The 16,391-nt window shown below is 67.6% G+C and carries 14 protein-coding genes; all 14 read right to left on the bottom strand.

Annotated features, from left to right (window positions below; all coding sequences use genetic code 11):
• Positions 1-27: 27 nt before the first annotated feature.
• The 14 genes from PotMrB4_RS02690 to PotMrB4_RS02625 all read right to left on the bottom strand — a co-directional run bounded on the left by PotMrB4_RS02690 (position 28) and on the right by PotMrB4_RS02625 (position 16,387).
• Positions 28-1,806, bottom strand: a complete 1,779-nt coding sequence (locus tag PotMrB4_RS02690; RefSeq protein ID WP_172432439.1) for an acyl-CoA dehydrogenase C-terminal domain-containing protein — start codon at positions 1,804-1,806, stop codon at positions 28-30.
• A 189-nt stretch (positions 1,807-1,995) separates the two neighbouring features.
• Positions 1,996-3,789 carry an acyl-CoA dehydrogenase C-terminal domain-containing protein gene (locus PotMrB4_RS02685; RefSeq protein WP_172432438.1) on the bottom strand — a complete coding sequence of 598 codons (1,794 nt, stop codon included), beginning with the start codon at positions 3,787-3,789 and terminating at the stop codon, positions 1,996-1,998.
• A gap of 114 nt (positions 3,790-3,903) precedes the next feature.
• On the bottom strand, positions 3,904-5,196 hold the full coding sequence (locus PotMrB4_RS02680; RefSeq protein WP_232060786.1) for a GGDEF domain-containing protein: 1,293 nt from the start codon (positions 5,194-5,196) through the stop codon (positions 3,904-3,906).
• Between the two features lie 148 nt (positions 5,197-5,344).
• A complete protein-coding gene (locus tag PotMrB4_RS02675; protein ID WP_044411932.1) occupies positions 5,345-7,150 on the bottom strand; it encodes a phenylacyl-CoA dehydrogenase in 1,806 nt (601 codons plus the stop codon).
• Between the two features lie 161 nt (positions 7,151-7,311).
• Entirely contained in the window at positions 7,312-7,956 is a 645-nt protein-coding gene (locus tag PotMrB4_RS02670; protein WP_172432437.1) for a putative metalloprotease CJM1_0395 family protein, read from the bottom strand.
• Between the two features lie 64 nt (positions 7,957-8,020).
• Positions 8,021-8,302 (bottom strand): hypothetical protein, encoded by a 282-nt coding sequence (locus PotMrB4_RS02665; RefSeq protein WP_172432436.1) that lies wholly within the window; start codon positions 8,300-8,302, stop codon positions 8,021-8,023.
• A gap of 90 nt (positions 8,303-8,392) precedes the next feature.
• Positions 8,393-9,082, bottom strand: coding sequence for a dethiobiotin synthase (gene bioD / locus PotMrB4_RS02660; protein WP_172432435.1), 690 nt, complete (start codon positions 9,080-9,082; stop codon positions 8,393-8,395).
• Positions 9,083-9,892, bottom strand: coding sequence for a malonyl-ACP O-methyltransferase BioC (gene bioC / locus PotMrB4_RS02655; RefSeq protein ID WP_172432434.1), 810 nt, complete (start codon positions 9,890-9,892; stop codon positions 9,083-9,085).
• Positions 9,885-10,610 (bottom strand): alpha/beta fold hydrolase, encoded by a 726-nt coding sequence (locus tag PotMrB4_RS02650; protein ID WP_172432433.1) that lies wholly within the window; start codon positions 10,608-10,610, stop codon positions 9,885-9,887. The genes bioC and PotMrB4_RS02650 overlap by 8 nt, the downstream gene beginning before the upstream one ends.
• Positions 10,603-11,784 (bottom strand): 8-amino-7-oxononanoate synthase, encoded by a 1,182-nt coding sequence (bioF, locus tag PotMrB4_RS02645; protein ID WP_172432432.1) that lies wholly within the window; start codon positions 11,782-11,784, stop codon positions 10,603-10,605. The genes PotMrB4_RS02650 and bioF overlap by 8 nt, the downstream gene beginning before the upstream one ends.
• 98 nt (positions 11,785-11,882) lie before the next feature.
• Positions 11,883-12,941, bottom strand: coding sequence for a biotin synthase BioB (gene bioB, locus PotMrB4_RS02640; protein ID WP_172432431.1), 1,059 nt, complete (start codon positions 12,939-12,941; stop codon positions 11,883-11,885).
• Between the two features lie 213 nt (positions 12,942-13,154).
• Positions 13,155-14,129: a 5-oxoprolinase subunit C family protein gene (locus PotMrB4_RS02635; protein ID WP_142012664.1), complete on the bottom strand. Its 975-nt coding sequence runs from the start codon at positions 14,127-14,129 to the stop codon at positions 13,155-13,157.
• The gene (locus PotMrB4_RS02630; protein WP_172432430.1) at positions 14,122-15,000 is read right to left on the bottom strand and encodes a 5-oxoprolinase subunit B family protein; all 879 of its coding nucleotides are present in this window, start codon (positions 14,998-15,000) and stop codon (positions 14,122-14,124) included. The genes PotMrB4_RS02635 and PotMrB4_RS02630 overlap by 8 nt, the downstream gene beginning before the upstream one ends.
• Positions 14,990-16,387 (bottom strand): acetyl-CoA carboxylase biotin carboxylase subunit, encoded by a 1,398-nt coding sequence (locus tag PotMrB4_RS02625; RefSeq protein WP_172432429.1) that lies wholly within the window; start codon positions 16,385-16,387, stop codon positions 14,990-14,992. The genes PotMrB4_RS02630 and PotMrB4_RS02625 overlap by 11 nt, the downstream gene beginning before the upstream one ends.
• Positions 16,388-16,391 lie beyond the last annotated feature (4 nt).

The raw sequence follows: 16,391 nt of genomic DNA, 5'->3' as shown, positions 1-16,391 counted from the left end.
GCGGGGCTTCTTCATTCACGCTGCGCCTTAGAACTGCGCGGCGTCCAGCAGGTAGAGCGAGTCGCTGCCGGCCTTGACCGAGGCGGTCAGGGAGTGGATGCGCGGCAGCAGGCGGGCGAAGTAGAAGCGCGCGGTGCCGAGCTTGCTGGCGTAGAACTCGTCCTGGCCTTCCTTGCCGAGGGAGGCGCGGGCCATCAGTGCCCACATGTAGGCATAGGCGGTATAGCCGAAGACCTGGAGGTACTCCACGGAGGCGGCGCCGATCTCGTTGGGGTTGGCCTTGGCACGCTTCAGCAGCCAGGCGGTGAGGTCGTCCAGGTTGGCAACGGCAGCCTTCAGCGGCTCGGTGAACTCGGCCAGCTCGGCCGAAGCGCCGCTGGCGAAGGCCTTCACCTCGTCGGCGAAGTGCTTGTAGAACGCGCCGCCGCTACCCACCACCTTGCGGCCGGCGAGGTCCAGGGCCTGGATGCCGTTGGTGCCTTCATAGATCTGGGTGATGCGGCAGTCGCGTACCAGTTGCTCCTGACCCCATTCGCGAATGAAGCCGTGGCCGCCGAAGACCTGCTGGCCGTGGACGGTGGTTTCCAGGCCGAGGTCGGTCAGGAAGGCCTTGGCCACCGGGGTGAGCAGAGCGACCAACTCCTCGGCGCGCTTGCGCACCACCGGGTCCTCGCTGTACTTGGCGGTGTCCAGTTGCAGGGCCACGTAGCTGGAGAATGCACGGCCGCCTTCGTTGAAGGCCTTCATGGTCAGCAGCATGCGGCGCACGTCCGGGTGGACGATGATCGGGTCGGCGGCCTTGTCCTTGGCGACCGGGCCGGTCGGGGCGCGGCTCTGGATACGCTCGCGGGCGTACTCGATGGCGCTCTGGTAGGAACGCTCGCCGGTGGCCAGGCCCTGGATGCCGACGCCCAGGCGCTCGTAGTTCATCATGGTGAACATCGCGGCCAGGCCCTTGTTCGGTGCATCGACGATCCAGCCGGTGGCGCCGTCGAAGTTCATCACGCAGGTGGCGGAGGCCTTGATACCCATCTTGTGCTCGATGGAGCCGCAGGACAGGCTGTTCTTCTCGCCCAGGGAGCCATCTTCGTTCACCAGCACCTTGGGCACCAGGAACAGGGAGATGCCCTTGGGACCGGCCGGTGCGTCGGGGAGCTTGGCGAGCACCAGGTGGATGATGTTCTCGGTCAGGTCGTGCTCGCCACCGGTGATGAAGATCTTGGTGCCGGTGATCTTGAAGCTGCCGTCGGCCTGGGGTTCGGCCTTGGTGCGGATGATGCCGAGGTCGGTTCCGGCATGGGGCTCGGTGAGGCACATGGAGCCTGCCCAGGTGCCGGCGTACATGTTCGGCAGGTACTTCTGCTTCAGCTCTTCGCTGGCGTGGGCGTTGATGGAGAGGCAGGCACCGGCGGTCAGCATCGGGTAGAGGCCGAAGGACAGGTTGGCGGAGTTCACCATCTCTTCCACCTGGGCGGAGATGACCTTGGGCATGCCCATGCCGCCGAACACCGGGTCGCCACCGACGCCGACCCAGCCGCCTTCGGCGTAGGTGCGGTAGGCCTCGGGGAAGCCGGCCGGGGTGCTCACGCGGCCGTCGTTCCACTGGCAACCTTCTTCGTCGCCGGAACGGTTCAGCGGTGCGATGACGCCGCTGGTGACCTTGCCGGCCTCTTCCAGGATCGCCGACGCGGTATCGGCATCGACCACCTCGGCCAGGGCTGGCATTTCGGACCAGAGCTTGGCGACGTCGAAGACTTCATTGAGGACGAAGCGCATATCGCGCAGGGGCGCTTTGTAGTCAGCCATGTGCAAACCTCGCAGGAACTCTCAGGTGGCCGGTCAGGCCGGTTTCACGGAACAGGCCGGCAGTGTATCCGAACAACTCGACAGACACATAGGGTCAGTGTGTGACCGAATAAAATGCACGAGTCACACAACTTGACCCTTGTGAAAAGGCCCGCACGTGGCGGGCCCGGTCGTTCTGACGATAGGCCGTCAGAGGGCGAACTGCTCGGCGGAGAGGGCCATCAGGCAGTCGCTGCCGGCTTCCGCGGCGGCCTTGTGGGCGGCGGTGCGGGGCAGCAGGCGCTTGAAGTAGAAGTCGCAGGTGAGCAGCTTCGCTTCGTAGAAGGCGGCTTCGCCAGTACCGGCGTCCAGCTGCTGGCGAGCGACCACCGCCATCTGCAGCCAGAAGTAGGCCAGCACGATGTAGCCGCTGTACATCAGGTAGTCCACGGAGGCGGCGCCGACTTCGTCGGGGTTCTTCATCGCCGCCATGCCGATGCGTTGGGTCAGTTCGCCCCATTGGCGATTGAGGTCGGCCAGTTGCGCCACCTGGACCTTGAGTTGCGGGTGCTCGGCCTGGGCCTGGCAGAACTGGTGGACACGCTTGGTGAAGCCCATCAGCAGCTTGCCCTGGCTGCCCAGGACCTTGCGACCCAGCAGGTCGAGGGCCTGGATGCCGTTGGTGCCCTCGTAGATGGGGGCGATGCGGCAGTCGCGCACCAGTTGCTCCATGCCCCACTCGCGGATGTAGCCGTGACCGCCGAACACCTGCATGCCGAGGTTGGTGACTTCGAGGCCGGTCTCGGTCATGAAGGCCTTGCAGATGGGGGTGAGGAAGGCCAGCAGGTTCTCGGCCTGCTCGCGCTCTTCGGCGCTTTCGGCGCCGTGGGCGATGTCCAGTTGCTGGGCCGTGAAGTAGGCCAGGGCGCGGTTGCCCTCGTTGAAGGCGCGCATGGTCAGCAGCATGCGGCGTACGTCCGGGTGGACGATGATCGGGTCGGCGGGCTTGTCCGGCGCCTTGGGCCCGGTCAGGGCGCGCATCTGCAGGCGCTCGGTGGCGTAGCGCACGGCGCCCTGGTAGCTGGCCTCGCCGAGGCAGAGGCCCTGCATGCCGGTGCCCAGTCGGGCGTGGTTCATCATGGTGAACATGCAGTTCAGGCCCTTGTTGGCCTCGCCGATGAGGAAGCCGGTGGCGCTGTCGAAGTTCATCACGCAGGTGGCGGAGGCCTTGATGCCCATCTTGTGTTCGATGGAGCCGCAGGACACGGCGTTGCGCTCGCCGATGCCGTCTCCTTGAGGCAGGAACTTGGGCACGATGAACAGGGAGATGCCCTTGGTGCCGGCGGGGGCGTCGGGCAGCTTGGCCAGGACGAGGTGAACGATGTTCTCGCTCATGTCGTGCTCGCCGGCGGAGATGAAGATCTTGGTGCCGGAGATGGCATAGCTGCCATCGGCCTGGGGCACGGCGCGGGTCTTGATGATGCCGAGGTCGGTGCCGCAGTGGGGCTCGGTGAGGCACATGGTGCCGGTCCAGCGGCCTTCGGTGAGGCGGGTCAGGTAGGTCTGTTTCTGTTCTTCACTGCCGTGGGCATGGATGGCGGACATGGCGCCATGGGTCAGGCCGGGATACATGGCCCAGGACTGGTTGGCGGAGGCGACCATCTCGCTGACGATCAGCCCGAGGGAGTGCGGCAGGCCCTGGCCACCGTAGGTGGGATCGGCGGAGAGACCGTTCCAACCGCCCTCGACGTACTGGGCGAAGGCTTCCTTGAAGCCCTTGGGCGTGGTGACCACGCCATCCTTCCACTGGCATTCCTCTTCGTCACCGGAACGGTTCAGCGGCGAGAGCACCTGCTCGCAGAACTTGGCGCCCTCTTCGAGGATCGCGGCGACCATGTCGGGGCTGGCATCGCTGGCGCCGATGGCGGTGTAGGTGGCGGGGAAGTCGAACAGCTCGTCGGTGAGGAAGCGCATGTCGCGCAGGGGGGCCTTGTACTCGGGCATGGCAGGGTCTCCTTGGCTGCGCCAGGCTCGGCGCCAATCCTGCGGACCCTAATGGCTGGGCGCCCCCTCGACAACGACGCTGCGGGCGCTGAATGCAGCGCCATAACCGGCCGTTCAGGTGGCTGGCTGGCGTACCCGCACGGCGCCCCGACGCGCCTGGCCGTGGAGGAAGACGCGGTTGCGCCCGGCGCTCTTGGCGCTGTAAAGCGCCTGGTCGGCGGCCTTGATCACCTCTTCCGGGGTGCGTTGCTCGGCGTCGCGTTCGGCCACGCCGATGCTGATGGTCACCGAGACACTCTGGGCCGCTGCCGCACCGCGCTTGGCACGGCCCTGCTGGTCGTTCTTCGGCCGGCTGTCGCGGTCACGCAGGTGCAGGGCATAACGCTCGATGGCCTCGCGCACGGCCTCCAGGTGGGGCTGGCATTCCTCCATGCTCTTGCCGGCGAAGACAATGGTGAATTCCTCGCCGCCGTAGCGGTAGGCCTTGCCGCCCCCGCCGACCCGCCGCAGTTGGCTGGCGACCATGCGCAGCACCTGGTCGCCGACGTCGTGGCCGTAGGTGTCGTTGAACTTCTTGAAGTGGTCCACGTCGGTCATGGCCAGCACGTAGTTGCGCCCCAGCCGCTGCAGCCGTTCGTTGAGCGCGCGACGCCCCGGCAGGCCGGTCAGTTCGTCGCGGAAGGCCATCTGGTAGGCCTCGTGGGCCACCGAGGCGGTCAGGGCGAGCATGGTCAGGCTGGTCATCGCATGCAGGGCGTGGGGCAGGATGAACACCTTCGGCAGCATCCACCAGAGCCCCGCCAGGGCGATCACCTGGGCGGCATGCTGCGGCCGGGGCTGGCGCAGGTAGGCGATGCCGAGGGCCAGCAGGGCGATGACGAAGGCGAAGTAGGAGAGCTGCACCAGGCTCATCCAGCTGCCGTGCAGCAGCGGCCAGCGCACAGGGGTGACGAAGGCCAGCATCGCCTCGGGGTAGCTCCGCCCCAAGGCCATGACCACGCCGAGGGTGGCCAGCAGGACGGCGCTGCGGGCGACGAAGTCCTGCAGCAGGTGGGTGCGCTCCTGCCAGCAGCCGAACAGGCCGAACAGCAGCGGCAGCACCAGGCTGGTGAGGTGGAAGACCAGGGCCGCATCCTCCCGCACCACGCGCTCGGCCTGGAAGTAGTCGACCTGGGTGTCCAGCAGGTAGTAGCCGATGTAGATCGAGGCCAGCAGGAAGAGCTGGCGAAGGCGCCCATAGGCGGCGCAGAACGAGCCACCGAGCAACAGCAGCAGGGTGGGCAGGACGTTGAACAGGGAGACGAAGAACTCGTTCATGTCCGCCAGGGTCCCCGCCACCGCACCGCCGAGCACCAGGGCCAGCGGCGGCAGGAAATGGCTGAAGCGGAATGACGGGAGTGTCCGCACGCGTCTGGGTCCGACAGGTTGGAAAGCAGGCCATATGATGGCACTTCCGCCGATCACTGGCACTCAGCCGGACGACGCACGGTGCCCGGCAGGGGACCGGAAATGAAGAAGCCCGCCGAAAGGCGGGCTCCTTCTAGACGCGCAGAACTCAGTAGCCCAGGGCGAAGTCTTCTTCGGCCAGGTCCATGAGGTTGCTGGCGCCGGACAGCATGGTTTCCACGTGGGTGCGGGTACGCGGCAGGATGCGCTTGAAGTAGAAGCGCGCGGTCTGCAGCTTGGCCTTGTAGAAGGCGGCGTCGCCTTCGCCGGCAGCCAGCTTCTCGGCAGCCAGGCGAGCCATGTCGGCCCAGAAGTAGGCCAGGCAGGCGTAGCCGGAGTACATCAGGTAGTCCACCGAGGCGGCACCGACTTCCTCGCGGTCCTTCATGGCGGCCATGCCGACCTTCATGGTGACCTCGCCCCACTCCTTGTTCAGCTTGGCCAGCGGCTCGACGAATTCCTTGACGGCTTCGTTGCTCTCGTTGGCCTGGCAGAACTTGTGGACGATCTTGGTGAAGCCCTTCAGCGCTTCGCCCTGGGTCATGAGGATCTTGCGGCCCAGCAGGTCGAGTGCCTGAACGCCGGTGGTGCCCTCGTACATCATGGAGATGCGGCAGTCACGCAGGTTCTGCTCCATGCCCCACTCGCTGATGAAGCCGTGGCCACCGTAGATCTGCATGCCGTGGGAGGCGGCTTCGAAGCCGACTTCGGTCATGAAGGCCTTGGCGATGGGGGTCAGGAAGGCCAGCAGGGAATCAGCGGCTTTCTTCTCTTCCTCGTCCTGGCTGTACTTGACGATGTCCACCTGCTTGGCGGTGAAGTACACCATGGCGCGGTTGCCTTCGGCGAAGGCCTTCATGGTCAGCAGCATGCGACGCACGTCCGGGTGGACGATGATCGGGTCAGCGGCCTTGTCCGGCGCTTTCGGGCCGGTCAGGGAACGCATCTGCAGACGCTCGCGGGCGTACTTGATGCCACCCTGGAAACCGATCTCGGCGTGGGCCAGGCCTTGCAGCGCGGTCCCCAGGCGAGCGGTGTTCATGAAGGTGAACATGCAGTTCAGGCCCTTGTTCGCCGGGCCGATCAGGAAGCCGGTGGCGCCGTCGAAGTTCATCACGCAGGTGGCGTTGCCGTGGATGCCCATCTTGTGCTCGATGGAGCCACAGGTCACGGCGTTGCGCGCACCGACGCCGCCTTCGGCGGTCGGCATGAACTTCGGCACGATGAACAGGGAGATGCCCTTGGTGCCCGCAGGGGCATCGGGCAGGCGGGCCAGCACGATGTGGACGATGTTGTCGGCCATGTCGTGTTCGCCAGCGGAGATGAAGATCTTGGTGCCGGACACCTTGTAGGTGCCATCGGCCTGGGGCTCGGCCTTGGTGCGCAGCATGCCCAGGTCGGTGCCGCAGTGCGGCTCGGTCAGGCACATGGTGCCGGTCCACTCACCGGAAACCAGCTTGGTCAGGTAGGTATGCTTCTGCTCGTCGGTGCCGTGCTGCTCGATGGTGTTCATCGCGCCGTGGGACAGGCCGGGGTACATGCCCCACGCCCAGTTGGCTTCACCGACCATCTCGCTGATGGCCAGGCCCAGGGACTCCGGCAGGCCTTGGCCACCGTGCTCGACGTTGTGGGCCAGGCTCGGCCAGCCGCCTTCGACGAACTGCTTGTAGGCTTCCTTGAAACCGGTCGGGGTCTTAACGCCCTCGGCGGACCAGGTGCAGCCTTCGGTATCACCGACGCGGTTCAGCGGAGCGATCACCTGCTCACAGAACTTGGCGCCTTCCTCGAGGATGGCGTCGACCATGTCCGGGGTGGCGTCCTGGCAGCCAGGCAGGCTCTGATAGTGCGCTTCGTAGCCAAGCAGTTCATCGCGAACGAAGCGGATATCACGCAAGGGGGCCTTGTAATCAGGCATAGCGGTAAACCTCTACGGTGGTTCCTAGTTAGGTGACCGGTGAATCGGTCGCTTACAACTTCACGGTAGTCGTTGCCGGCTGCAGGGTGCCGCCCGCAATCAAACAGGTGTTTGAAACATACGTTTCGCACAGACCCTTGTCAAGCATCCACGCGGTGCCGTCAGGCGCGGGTATCCAGCAGGGGCGGTGCCTGTTCCGGTTGGGCAATTTGTGCGTAGAGACTCAGGTCGCTGGGGGCATTGGCCGTGCTGGAGGGCTGCGTCGCGTTGGCATCGCGCCCACCATTTGCCTCTTCCAGGCGCAGCCGGGCGAGTTCAACCCGAGCCTCGGCGGCATGGCCGGCAGCCCGTGCCGCCACCTGGCGGTCCTGTGCGGACGGGTCGGCAGGTGCGAGAGCCGCGCGCTGCACGATATCCATCTTGACGAGGGTGGCCTCGGGGTCATTGGCCACCGGGCTGGCATCGATGCTGACCTCACCACTGACCGCATAGTCGAGGCCGTCGGGGCCGCGTTCGAAGTCATAGCTGGGGGCGCTGGCATAGCGGCCACCAACCGAGGCATGTGCCTGCTCGTGGGCACGGACCTTGCGATCGGTACTGACCAGCTCGGCGACGCGCTGCTGGTCTTCCTGGCTCAGCTCAGTGCTTTTGCTGGATGAACCCTGCTCAGACGAACGTGAAGAAGTGCCAGAAGAACGGCCGGGGGTTTCGAGGGCAGTCGATGAGGAACCACCCGCCGCCGCTGCCGACGGACGGGAGCGCGTGATGCTGACGAGGGGATCGAGAGCGAGACTGCCGATCCGCATAAGGCCCTCCGCGCCTGAGCCCGCTCACCGGCCTCTGCCGCGAAGATGGGAGAGAGAGCGGGGATCAGGCCTTGGTGTCGACCAGCGTGCCGAGCACGTCGTCGGCTGTTTTCACGACCTTGGCACCTGCCAGGGCCTGGTACTTGCCGACGTCCAGGTCCACCAGGTTGGAAGCCAGGTCGGCGTTGCTGCGGTCATCCGAATCACCATCGGTACGCGCAGCCTGGGCATCGGTCGAACGCTGGACCGGCGCGCTGGCGATATCCGACGCGGCCTTGTTGATACGCTGCTGACCGGACTGCAGGGCGTTGAGCCCGTAGCTGAATGCACTGCCTGAGATTTCCATCGTCAACCTCGAACCAGGGGAACCACGTCGTAATTGAAGCAGATGCCGCTTAAAAAACGTACAAACAAAACGCGATGGACGACCGACGGCTTATAGCGGCAGCTTCAGCGGATGCAGGTCCAGATGCGCGGCGACGGCCTCGGCTGACGGCACCTCAAGGCGCGGCACGCGCCCAAGGCACGGCGCCGGCAGGCGCTCGGCGAGGGTTGCGAGGTTTTCCTCCAGCCGCGAAGTGGCCGGGTCGACGATGTTGGCCACCCAGCCCGCCAGCACCAGGCCGTCCCGCTGGATCGCCTCGGCACTCAGTACGGCGTGGTTGATGCACCCCAGGCGCACGCCCACCACCAGGATGACCGGCAGGCCCAGGCGCACCGCCAGGTCAGAGAGGTTCTCTCCACCCGCCAGGGGCACGCGCCAGCCACCGGCCCCCTCCACCAAAGTGAAGTCGGCGTTGCGCGCCAGCACCGCGTTGACCGGCCCTGCCAGCGCTTCGACATCCAGCTGCACCCCCGCCTCACGTGCCGCCAGATGCGGTGCGATGGCCGGTTCGAAGGCGAAGGGATTCACCTCCTCATAACGCAGCGGCAGGCTGCAGCCCGCCAGCAGGCTGAGGGCATCGCTGTTGCGCAGCCCCTCGGCGGTCCGCTCGCAGCCTGAAGCCACCGGCTTGGCGGCGGCGGTGCTCAGCCCGGCATTGCGGGCGGCCTGGAGCAGGCCACAGGCGATGGTGGTCTTGCCGATCTCGGTGTCGGTCCCGGTGACGAAAAAGGCAGCGCCCATTCAGGTCTCCTTGCGTAGCAGGCCATGGACGACCTGGTAGGTCGCCGGCAACCCCAGGGCCTCGCGCCGCTGTTCGTAGGCATCGACCAGCGCCCGCATGCGGGCTCGCCCGGTCAGGCCGCCGGGGCGCCCGGGGTTGAGGTTGTGAGCCCCCAGCGCCTTCAGCTCGTGGGTCAGCTGGCGCAGGTCGGGGAAGTGCAGCACGTGGGGGCGGCGCTCCAGTTGCAGCACCTGCAACCCGCTGTCGGCGCACAGCGCCTGGTAGTGGGTGAAGGCGCGGAAGCGGTTCACGTGGGTGAAACCGTCCACCTCGCGCCAGCTATCGCGCAACTCCTGCAAGGTGCCGACGCAGAGGCTGCTGAACACCAGCAGGCCACCGGGGCGAAGCACCCGCCGTGCCTCCGCCAGCACCGCCGGGAAGTCCTCGCACCACTGCACGGCGAGGCTGCTGAACACCAGGTCCAGGCTGGCGTCGGCCAACGGCAGGTGCTCGGCGTCACCGGCGATGAAATGCGCCGCCCCGCCCAACGGGCGAGCGTGCTGGAGCATGCCCTCGGCCAGGTCCAGGGCCAGGCCCAGGGCACGGGGGAAGCGCTCCGCCAATTGGCGGGAGAAGTGCCCCGTCCCGCAGCCCAGGTCGAGCCAGCGCTGCGGTTCAAAGCCATCCGGCAGGCTCGCCAGCAGGTCGGCACCGACCTGGCGCTGCAGGCCGGCCACAGCGTCGTAGCTGGCGGCGGCGCGGGAGAAGGACGCCGCCACCTGGCGCTTGTCCGGCAGGCCGGGCACGGGTGGTACGGGGAATTCAGACATCGTCACCTTCGAACATGAACGCCAGCATCGCCGCCGCAACGGCATCCGCGCACTCCACCGGCAAACCGTGGCTGGCCTCGGGGATCACCGACACCTCCACGTCCGGCAACTCCTCCAGCAGGGCATCGGCCGCCGAGGCGGGCACCAGGGTGTCGCGCCCGGCGAACAGGTGCAGCTGCGGCCCGGTGAAGCGGCCCAGGGCCACGCGGGTATCCAGCTCGGCCAGCAGCTGCAGGCCGGCCGCGAGGATCGTCGGCTCGGTGGCCGGCTGCGTCACCTGCAGCTGCCGCGCCAAAGTGCGCGGGTCCCGCGCGCCCTGGCTGACCAGCAGGCGGAAGCGCTTGAGGGTCAGCTCCGGGTCGAGCCCGAAAGCTTCCTGGAAGTCGCCGAACACATCGGCGCGCATGGCGCTCGGCCAATCGTCGCGGGCGCGGAAGCAGGCATTGGCGGCCAGCCCGATCAGGCCCCGGCAGTGCGTATCCCGCCGCGCGGCCAGTTCGGCGGCCAGCATGCCGCCCAGGGACCAGCCCGCCAACCAGCTGTCACCGGGCAGGCGCGCATCCAGCTCGTCGAGCCAGGCGGCCGGGTCGTCCAGTTCCGGCAACGGCTGGATCTGCACCGCCAGGTGCGGGGCGCGCTCGGCCAGGGCGTCGCGCAGGGGTTCGAGTGCAGCCGAGCCCAGGGCCCAGCCGGGGATGAGAATCAGTCGGTCACGCATCGGGTTGTCCTTCTTCGGCCAGCAGCTTCCAGCTTTCGGACAACGCCACCAGCAGTCGTTCCACCTGCGCCTCGCTGTGGGCGGCACTGAGCGTCACCCGCAGGCGCGCGGCACCGACCGGCACCGTGGGCGGGCGGATCGCCCCGACCAGCAGCCCGCGCTCGCGCAGCAGGGCCGACAGCCGCAGCGCACAGGCGCTGTCACCCACCAGGATCGGCTGGATCGGCGTGGGGCTATCCATCAGGTCCAGGCCGATCTCGGCGGCGCCCTCGCGGAAGCGGCGGATCAGCGCATCCAGCTGCTCGCGGCGCCAATGCTCGCGCTGCAGCAGTTCCAGGCTCTTCAGGGTCGCGCAGGCCACCGCCGGCGGCTGGCTGGTGGTGTAGATGTAGGGCCGGGCGAACTGGATCAGGCTCTCGATCAGGTCGTCGCTGCCGGCCACGAAGGCACCGGCGGTGCCGAAGCCCTTGCCCAGGGTGCCCACCAGCACGGGCACGTCCTCCAGGCCCAGGCCGAAGTGCTCGACGATGCCGCCGCCCTGGGCGCCAAGAGGCCCGAAGCCGTGGGCGTCGTCCACCATCACCCAGGCGCCCCGGGCGCGGGCCGCGGCACACAGGCCGGGCAGGTCGGCCAGGTCACCGTCCATGCTGAACACGCCGTCGGTCACCACCAGGGTGTTGCCCTCGGCCTTGTCCAGCCGGCCTTCCAGGCTGGCGACGTCGTTGTGCAGGTAGCGGGAGAAGCGCGCCCCGGAGAGCAGCCCGGCGTCCAGCAGCGACGCGTGGTTGAGGCGGTCCTCCAGCACGGTGTCGCCCTTGCCCACCAACGCGGTCACGGCGCCCAGGTTGGCCATGTAGCCGGTGGAGAACAGCAGCGCCCGTGGCCGCCCGGTGAACTCGGCCAGGGCCAGTTCCAGATCGTGGTGCGGGCCGCTGTGGCCGATCACCAGGTGCGAGGCGCCGCCGCCCGCGCCCCAGCGCTCGACACCGCGCATGAAGGCGGCCTTCACCTCGGGGTGGTCGGCCAGGCCCAGGTAGTCGTTGGAACAGAAGGCCAGCATCGGCCGGCCATCCACCACCACCTCGGGCCCCTGGGGCGTTTCCAGCAGCGGACGTTGGCGGTAGAGGTTTTCCGCATGGCGGGCGGCAAGGCGGGAGGCGAGATCGAAAGGCATCGCAATGGCTCACCGGCAGCGGGCAGGCGACCTACGGCGGCGCACCTGCCTTACGGGGAATGGGGTGGCGGGCGCAAGCACCCGCCACCGGGCGAACGTCAGGCCGAGGCAGCGTTGTAGAACAGCTGCGAGTCGCGCTGCTCCACCAGGGCCTGCTCGATGGCGGCCTGGTGCACCTCGTCGGCGTGTTCCTCGCGCTCCTCGGGCTTGATGCCGAGGCGGGCGAACAGCTGCATGTCCTTGTCCGCCTGGGGGTTGGCGGTGGTCAGCAGCTTCTCGCCGTAGAAGATCGAGTTGGCGCCGGCCATGAAGGCCAGGGCCTGCATCTGGTCGTTCATCTGCTCACGCCCGGCGGACAGCCGCACGTGGGACTGGGGCATCATGATCCGCGCCACCGCCAGGGTTCGGATGAAGTCGAACGGGTCGACGTCCTGTTCCTCGGCCAGAGGCGTGCCCTTGACCTTCACCAGCATGTTGATCGGCACCGACTCGGGGTGTTCCGGCAGGTTGGCCAGCTGGATCAGCAGGCCGGCGCGATCGTCCAGCGACTCGCCCATGCCGAGGATGCCGCCGGAGCAGATCTTCATCCCCGCTTCGCGCACGTAGGCCAGCGTCTGCAGCCGCTCGCCGTAGGTACGGGTGGTGATGATGTTGCCGTAGAACTCCGGCGAGGTATCGAGGTTGTGGTTGTAGTAGTCCAGGCCGGCATCGGCCAGCGCCTGGGTCTGCTCCTGGTCCAGTCGGCCGAGGGTCATGCAGGTTTCGAGGCCGAGTTTCTTCACGCCCTTCACCATCTCCAGCACGTAGGGCATGTCCTTGGCCGAGGGGTGCTTCCACGCCGCGCCCATGCAGAAGCGGGTCGAGCCGATGGCCTTGGCCTCGGCGGCCGCCTCCAGCACCTTCTGCACCTCCATCAGCTTTTCCTTGTCCAGGCCGGTGTTGTAGTGGCCGGACTGCGGGCAGTACTTGCAGTCTTCCGGGCAGGCGCCGGTCTTGATGGAGAGCAGGGTGGAGACCTGAACGCGGTTCGGGTCGAAGTGCGCGCGGTGCACGGTTTGGGCCTGGAACAGCAGGTCGTTGAACGGCTGCTGGAACAGCGCCTTCACCTCGGCGAGGGTCCAGTCGTGGCGGGTAGCGATGGCGGCGGTTGCACTCATGGGAAGGGTTCCTACGACGCTTGGATGGCGCCTCTTGTCGGAGTGGCCCGGGCCGATAGACCGGGCGTTCAGGCTAAGGGGCATCTTAATTTCGGGTTCGACGCTGTCAACCAGATTCGGGACACAGGTTTACAGTTGAGCATTTTATGAGCAAAAGAAAACCGCCCCTCTCGAAGGATCGGGGCGGTTCACGGGTGAGGACGGCCGTAAGGATCAGTCGAGGAAGAACCGCTGCAAGCGCTCCAACCGCTGGTTGTACTGGCGCCGAATGGCCAGGGCTTCCTCGAGGTCGACGGCGACGAAGCGCGCCTTCTGGTTCGGCTGCATCTGCGCCATGCGATCCAGGTCCGGGCTGATGACCGTGCCGATGGTGGCATAGCCCCCGCCGGAAACGGCGTCGCGGTGCAGGATGATGGGCTCCAGGCCGCCGGGCACCTGGATGGAGCCGATGGGGTAGCAGGCATCGACGATGTTCGACGGATCGGACCCGGCACCGAACGGCTGCTCGCGCGGCTCGAACGCCAGCGGCGTCCCGCCCTTGAAGCGGTAGCCGGTGCGATCCGCCTCGGAGCCCACCGTCCAGGTGTCGGCGAAGAACTGCTCCAGCGCCTGCGGCGTCAGGCGGTGCACATAAAGGCCTGGCACCACCCGCAGCGTCATCTCGCCACCGACCTCGTCCTGCAGCGAGCGTGGCAGGGCCATGCCCTCGCGCCCACGTCCCGATGCGGGCCCCAGGGGGAGCTGATCACCGGCTGCCAGGCGCCGCCCTTCGAGGCCGCCAATCGCCCCGAGGCCATAGGTGGACCGGCTGCCGAGCACCTCGGGCACCGCAATGCCGCCCTCGATGGCCAGATACCCCCGCGCCCCCGCCTTCAGGTAGTCGAAGCCCAGCACCTGCCCGGCGCGCACCCGGAACGCGGCGTCCAGGGGCATTTCCTCACCGTCCAGGCGCGGCGTCATGCGCGCGCCGCAGACGGCGACCAAGGCGTCACGCTGGAACTCCAGTTGAGGCCCCAGCAGGGTGCACTCCAGCAAGGCGGCGGTGGGCGCATTGCCCACCAGCAGGTTGGCGGCGCGCAGGGCGAACTGGTCGAGCGCGCCGGAAGGTGGAATGCCCAGGTGGTAATGGCCTTCCCGACCGGCATCCTGGACCGATGTCGCCAGACCGGGTTTCAGCACCTTAATCATTGAGCACCTCCTGCAGGGCCTGGGTACACGCACGTGGGTCCTGGATGAACGCATCCAGGTCGAAGGTGACCGGACGGATGCGCAGGCTGAAGGTTCCTGCCTCGACCTCGGCCAACGCCCGGTCATAGGCGTCGCGGTCGATGGCCTTGAACTGCACGATGTCGCCGGAGCGGAAGAACACCATGGAGTCCCGCAGGTAATCGAGGCGCTGCTCGGGGTCGTAGATGGGCGCGGGCGTCACGCCGAACATCTGGTAGCCACCGGCCCCGCGCACCGAGTAGATGCAACCGAAGCAACCGCCGTGACCCAGGGTGAGCCGGGGCGTATCGGTGCGCGGGCGCAGGTACTTGGGCACCTGCAACTGCCGGTCGCGCTCCACCATCTGGTACATGAAGGGCAGCCCGGCGACGAAGCCGACCATGGAGACGAACCAGGGCGCGCCGCTGTGGGCCTCGATGAAGGCCTGGACGTCGGCATAGCCGTTGATGCGCGCGGCGTATTCCAGGTCGGTGGACGCCGGGTCCTGGTGGCGATCGCGGAATCGCATGAGGGTTTCCGCCGTCCACGGGTCGTTGTAGAGCACCGGGATCTCGATGATGCGGGTCTCCAGGCGGCGTTCGGCAACAGCCTGGGCCTCCAGTTGCCGGACCCGCTCCAGCAGCGCCTCCGGCGCAATCACATCCGGGTTGAAGCGCACCTGGAACGAGGCGTTGGCCAGGCAGATGTCCAGCACCCCGGGCAGGGCCTCGCGCTCCAGGGCGCGGGTGATTGCCATGCCGCGGAAGAATGCCGGCAGGGACATGGATTCGGACACTTCGGCGAACAGGTGTTCATCTCCGCCGAAGCTGTAGCGCACGGCTTCAGTGTTCATGGGGGACCTCCACAGCAGCTGCCAGCAGGGCGGCACGCTCGACGAGCCAGGGTTCCAGGGTGCCGGTATCGAACTGCCCGTCGCGTACGGCGGCGTCCGCCAACAGCAGGCGATGCAGCGGCAGGGTGGTGGCCATCCCGGTCAGGCGGGTCGCCGCCAGCGCCTGCTCGGCACGGGCGAACGCCTCGCTGCGGTCGGCGCCCTGCACCACCACCTTGGCCAGCAGCGAGTCGTAGTAGGCGGGCACCCGGTAGCCCTCGAAGAGATGGCTGTCCACGCGCACGCCCTCCCCCTGCGGCCAGCTCAGAGACTGCACCACGCCAGGGCTGGGGAAGAAGTTGCGGGCCGGGTCTTCGGCATTGATGCGCATCTCCAGGGCGGCGCCCTGCAGGCGGATCTCCTCCTGGGACAGGGACAGCGGCTCGCCGCCGGCGATACGCAGCATCCACTGCACCAGGTCCACCCCGGTCACCATCTCGGTCACGGGGTGCTCCACCTGGATGCGGGTGTTCATCTCGATGAAGAAGAACTCGCCGCTCACCGCATCGAAGAGGTATTCCAGGGTCCCGGCGCCGCGATAGCCGATCTGCCGGGCCAGGCGCACCGCGCTTTCACACAAGGCCGCACGCTGGGCCTCGCTGAGCGCCGGGGACGGCGCCTCCTCGAAGACCTTCTGCCGACGACGCTGCAGGGAGCACTCGCGCTCGAACAGGTGAACGGCGTGCTGACCATCCCCCAGCACCTGCACCTCGATGTGCCGCGCCTGGCGGATGAAGCGCTCCAGGTACACCGCGCCCGAGCCGAAGGCCGCCTGGGCCTCGCGCTGGGCCAGCGGAAACTCGCGGGCAAGCTCTTCTGCATCGTGGGCGATGCGGATGCCTCGCCCGCCGCCACCGGCCGATGCCTTGATCAGCAACGGGTAACCCACCTCGACGGCGCACGCGAGCGCCGCCTCGAGGCTGTCCAGCTCGCCAGGCGAGCCGGGTACCACCGGCACGCCAGCGGCCTTGGCGGTGCGCCGGGCCTCGGCCTTGTCGCCCATCTGGCGGATCGTCGCGGCATCGGGGCCGACGAAGACCAGGCCGGCCTCGACCACAGCCTGGGCGAACGCGGTGTTCTCCGAGAGAAAGCCATAGCCGGGGTGGATGGCATCGGCGCCGCTGTCCAGGGCCGCCGCGATCAGCGCCTCGCCGTTCAGGTAACTGCGGTCGGCTCGCGCCGGGCCGATCACCCGGACCTCATCGGCCAGCCGGGCCGGCAAGGCATCGACATCCGCCTCGCTGCACGCTGCCACGGTGGGAATGCCCAGGCCCTGGGCCGCACGGATGATGCGCACGGCAATCTCGCCGCGGTTGGCCACCAGCAATTTTCGGATCGAACCGGTCATCGGC

The organism is Metapseudomonas otitidis (assembly GCF_011397855.1).
Classification (GTDB): Bacteria; Pseudomonadota; Gammaproteobacteria; order Pseudomonadales; family Pseudomonadaceae; genus Metapseudomonas; species Metapseudomonas otitidis.
Note: the sequence above shows the minus strand (reverse complement) of the source record. Positions and strands in the feature narration are given on the sequence as shown.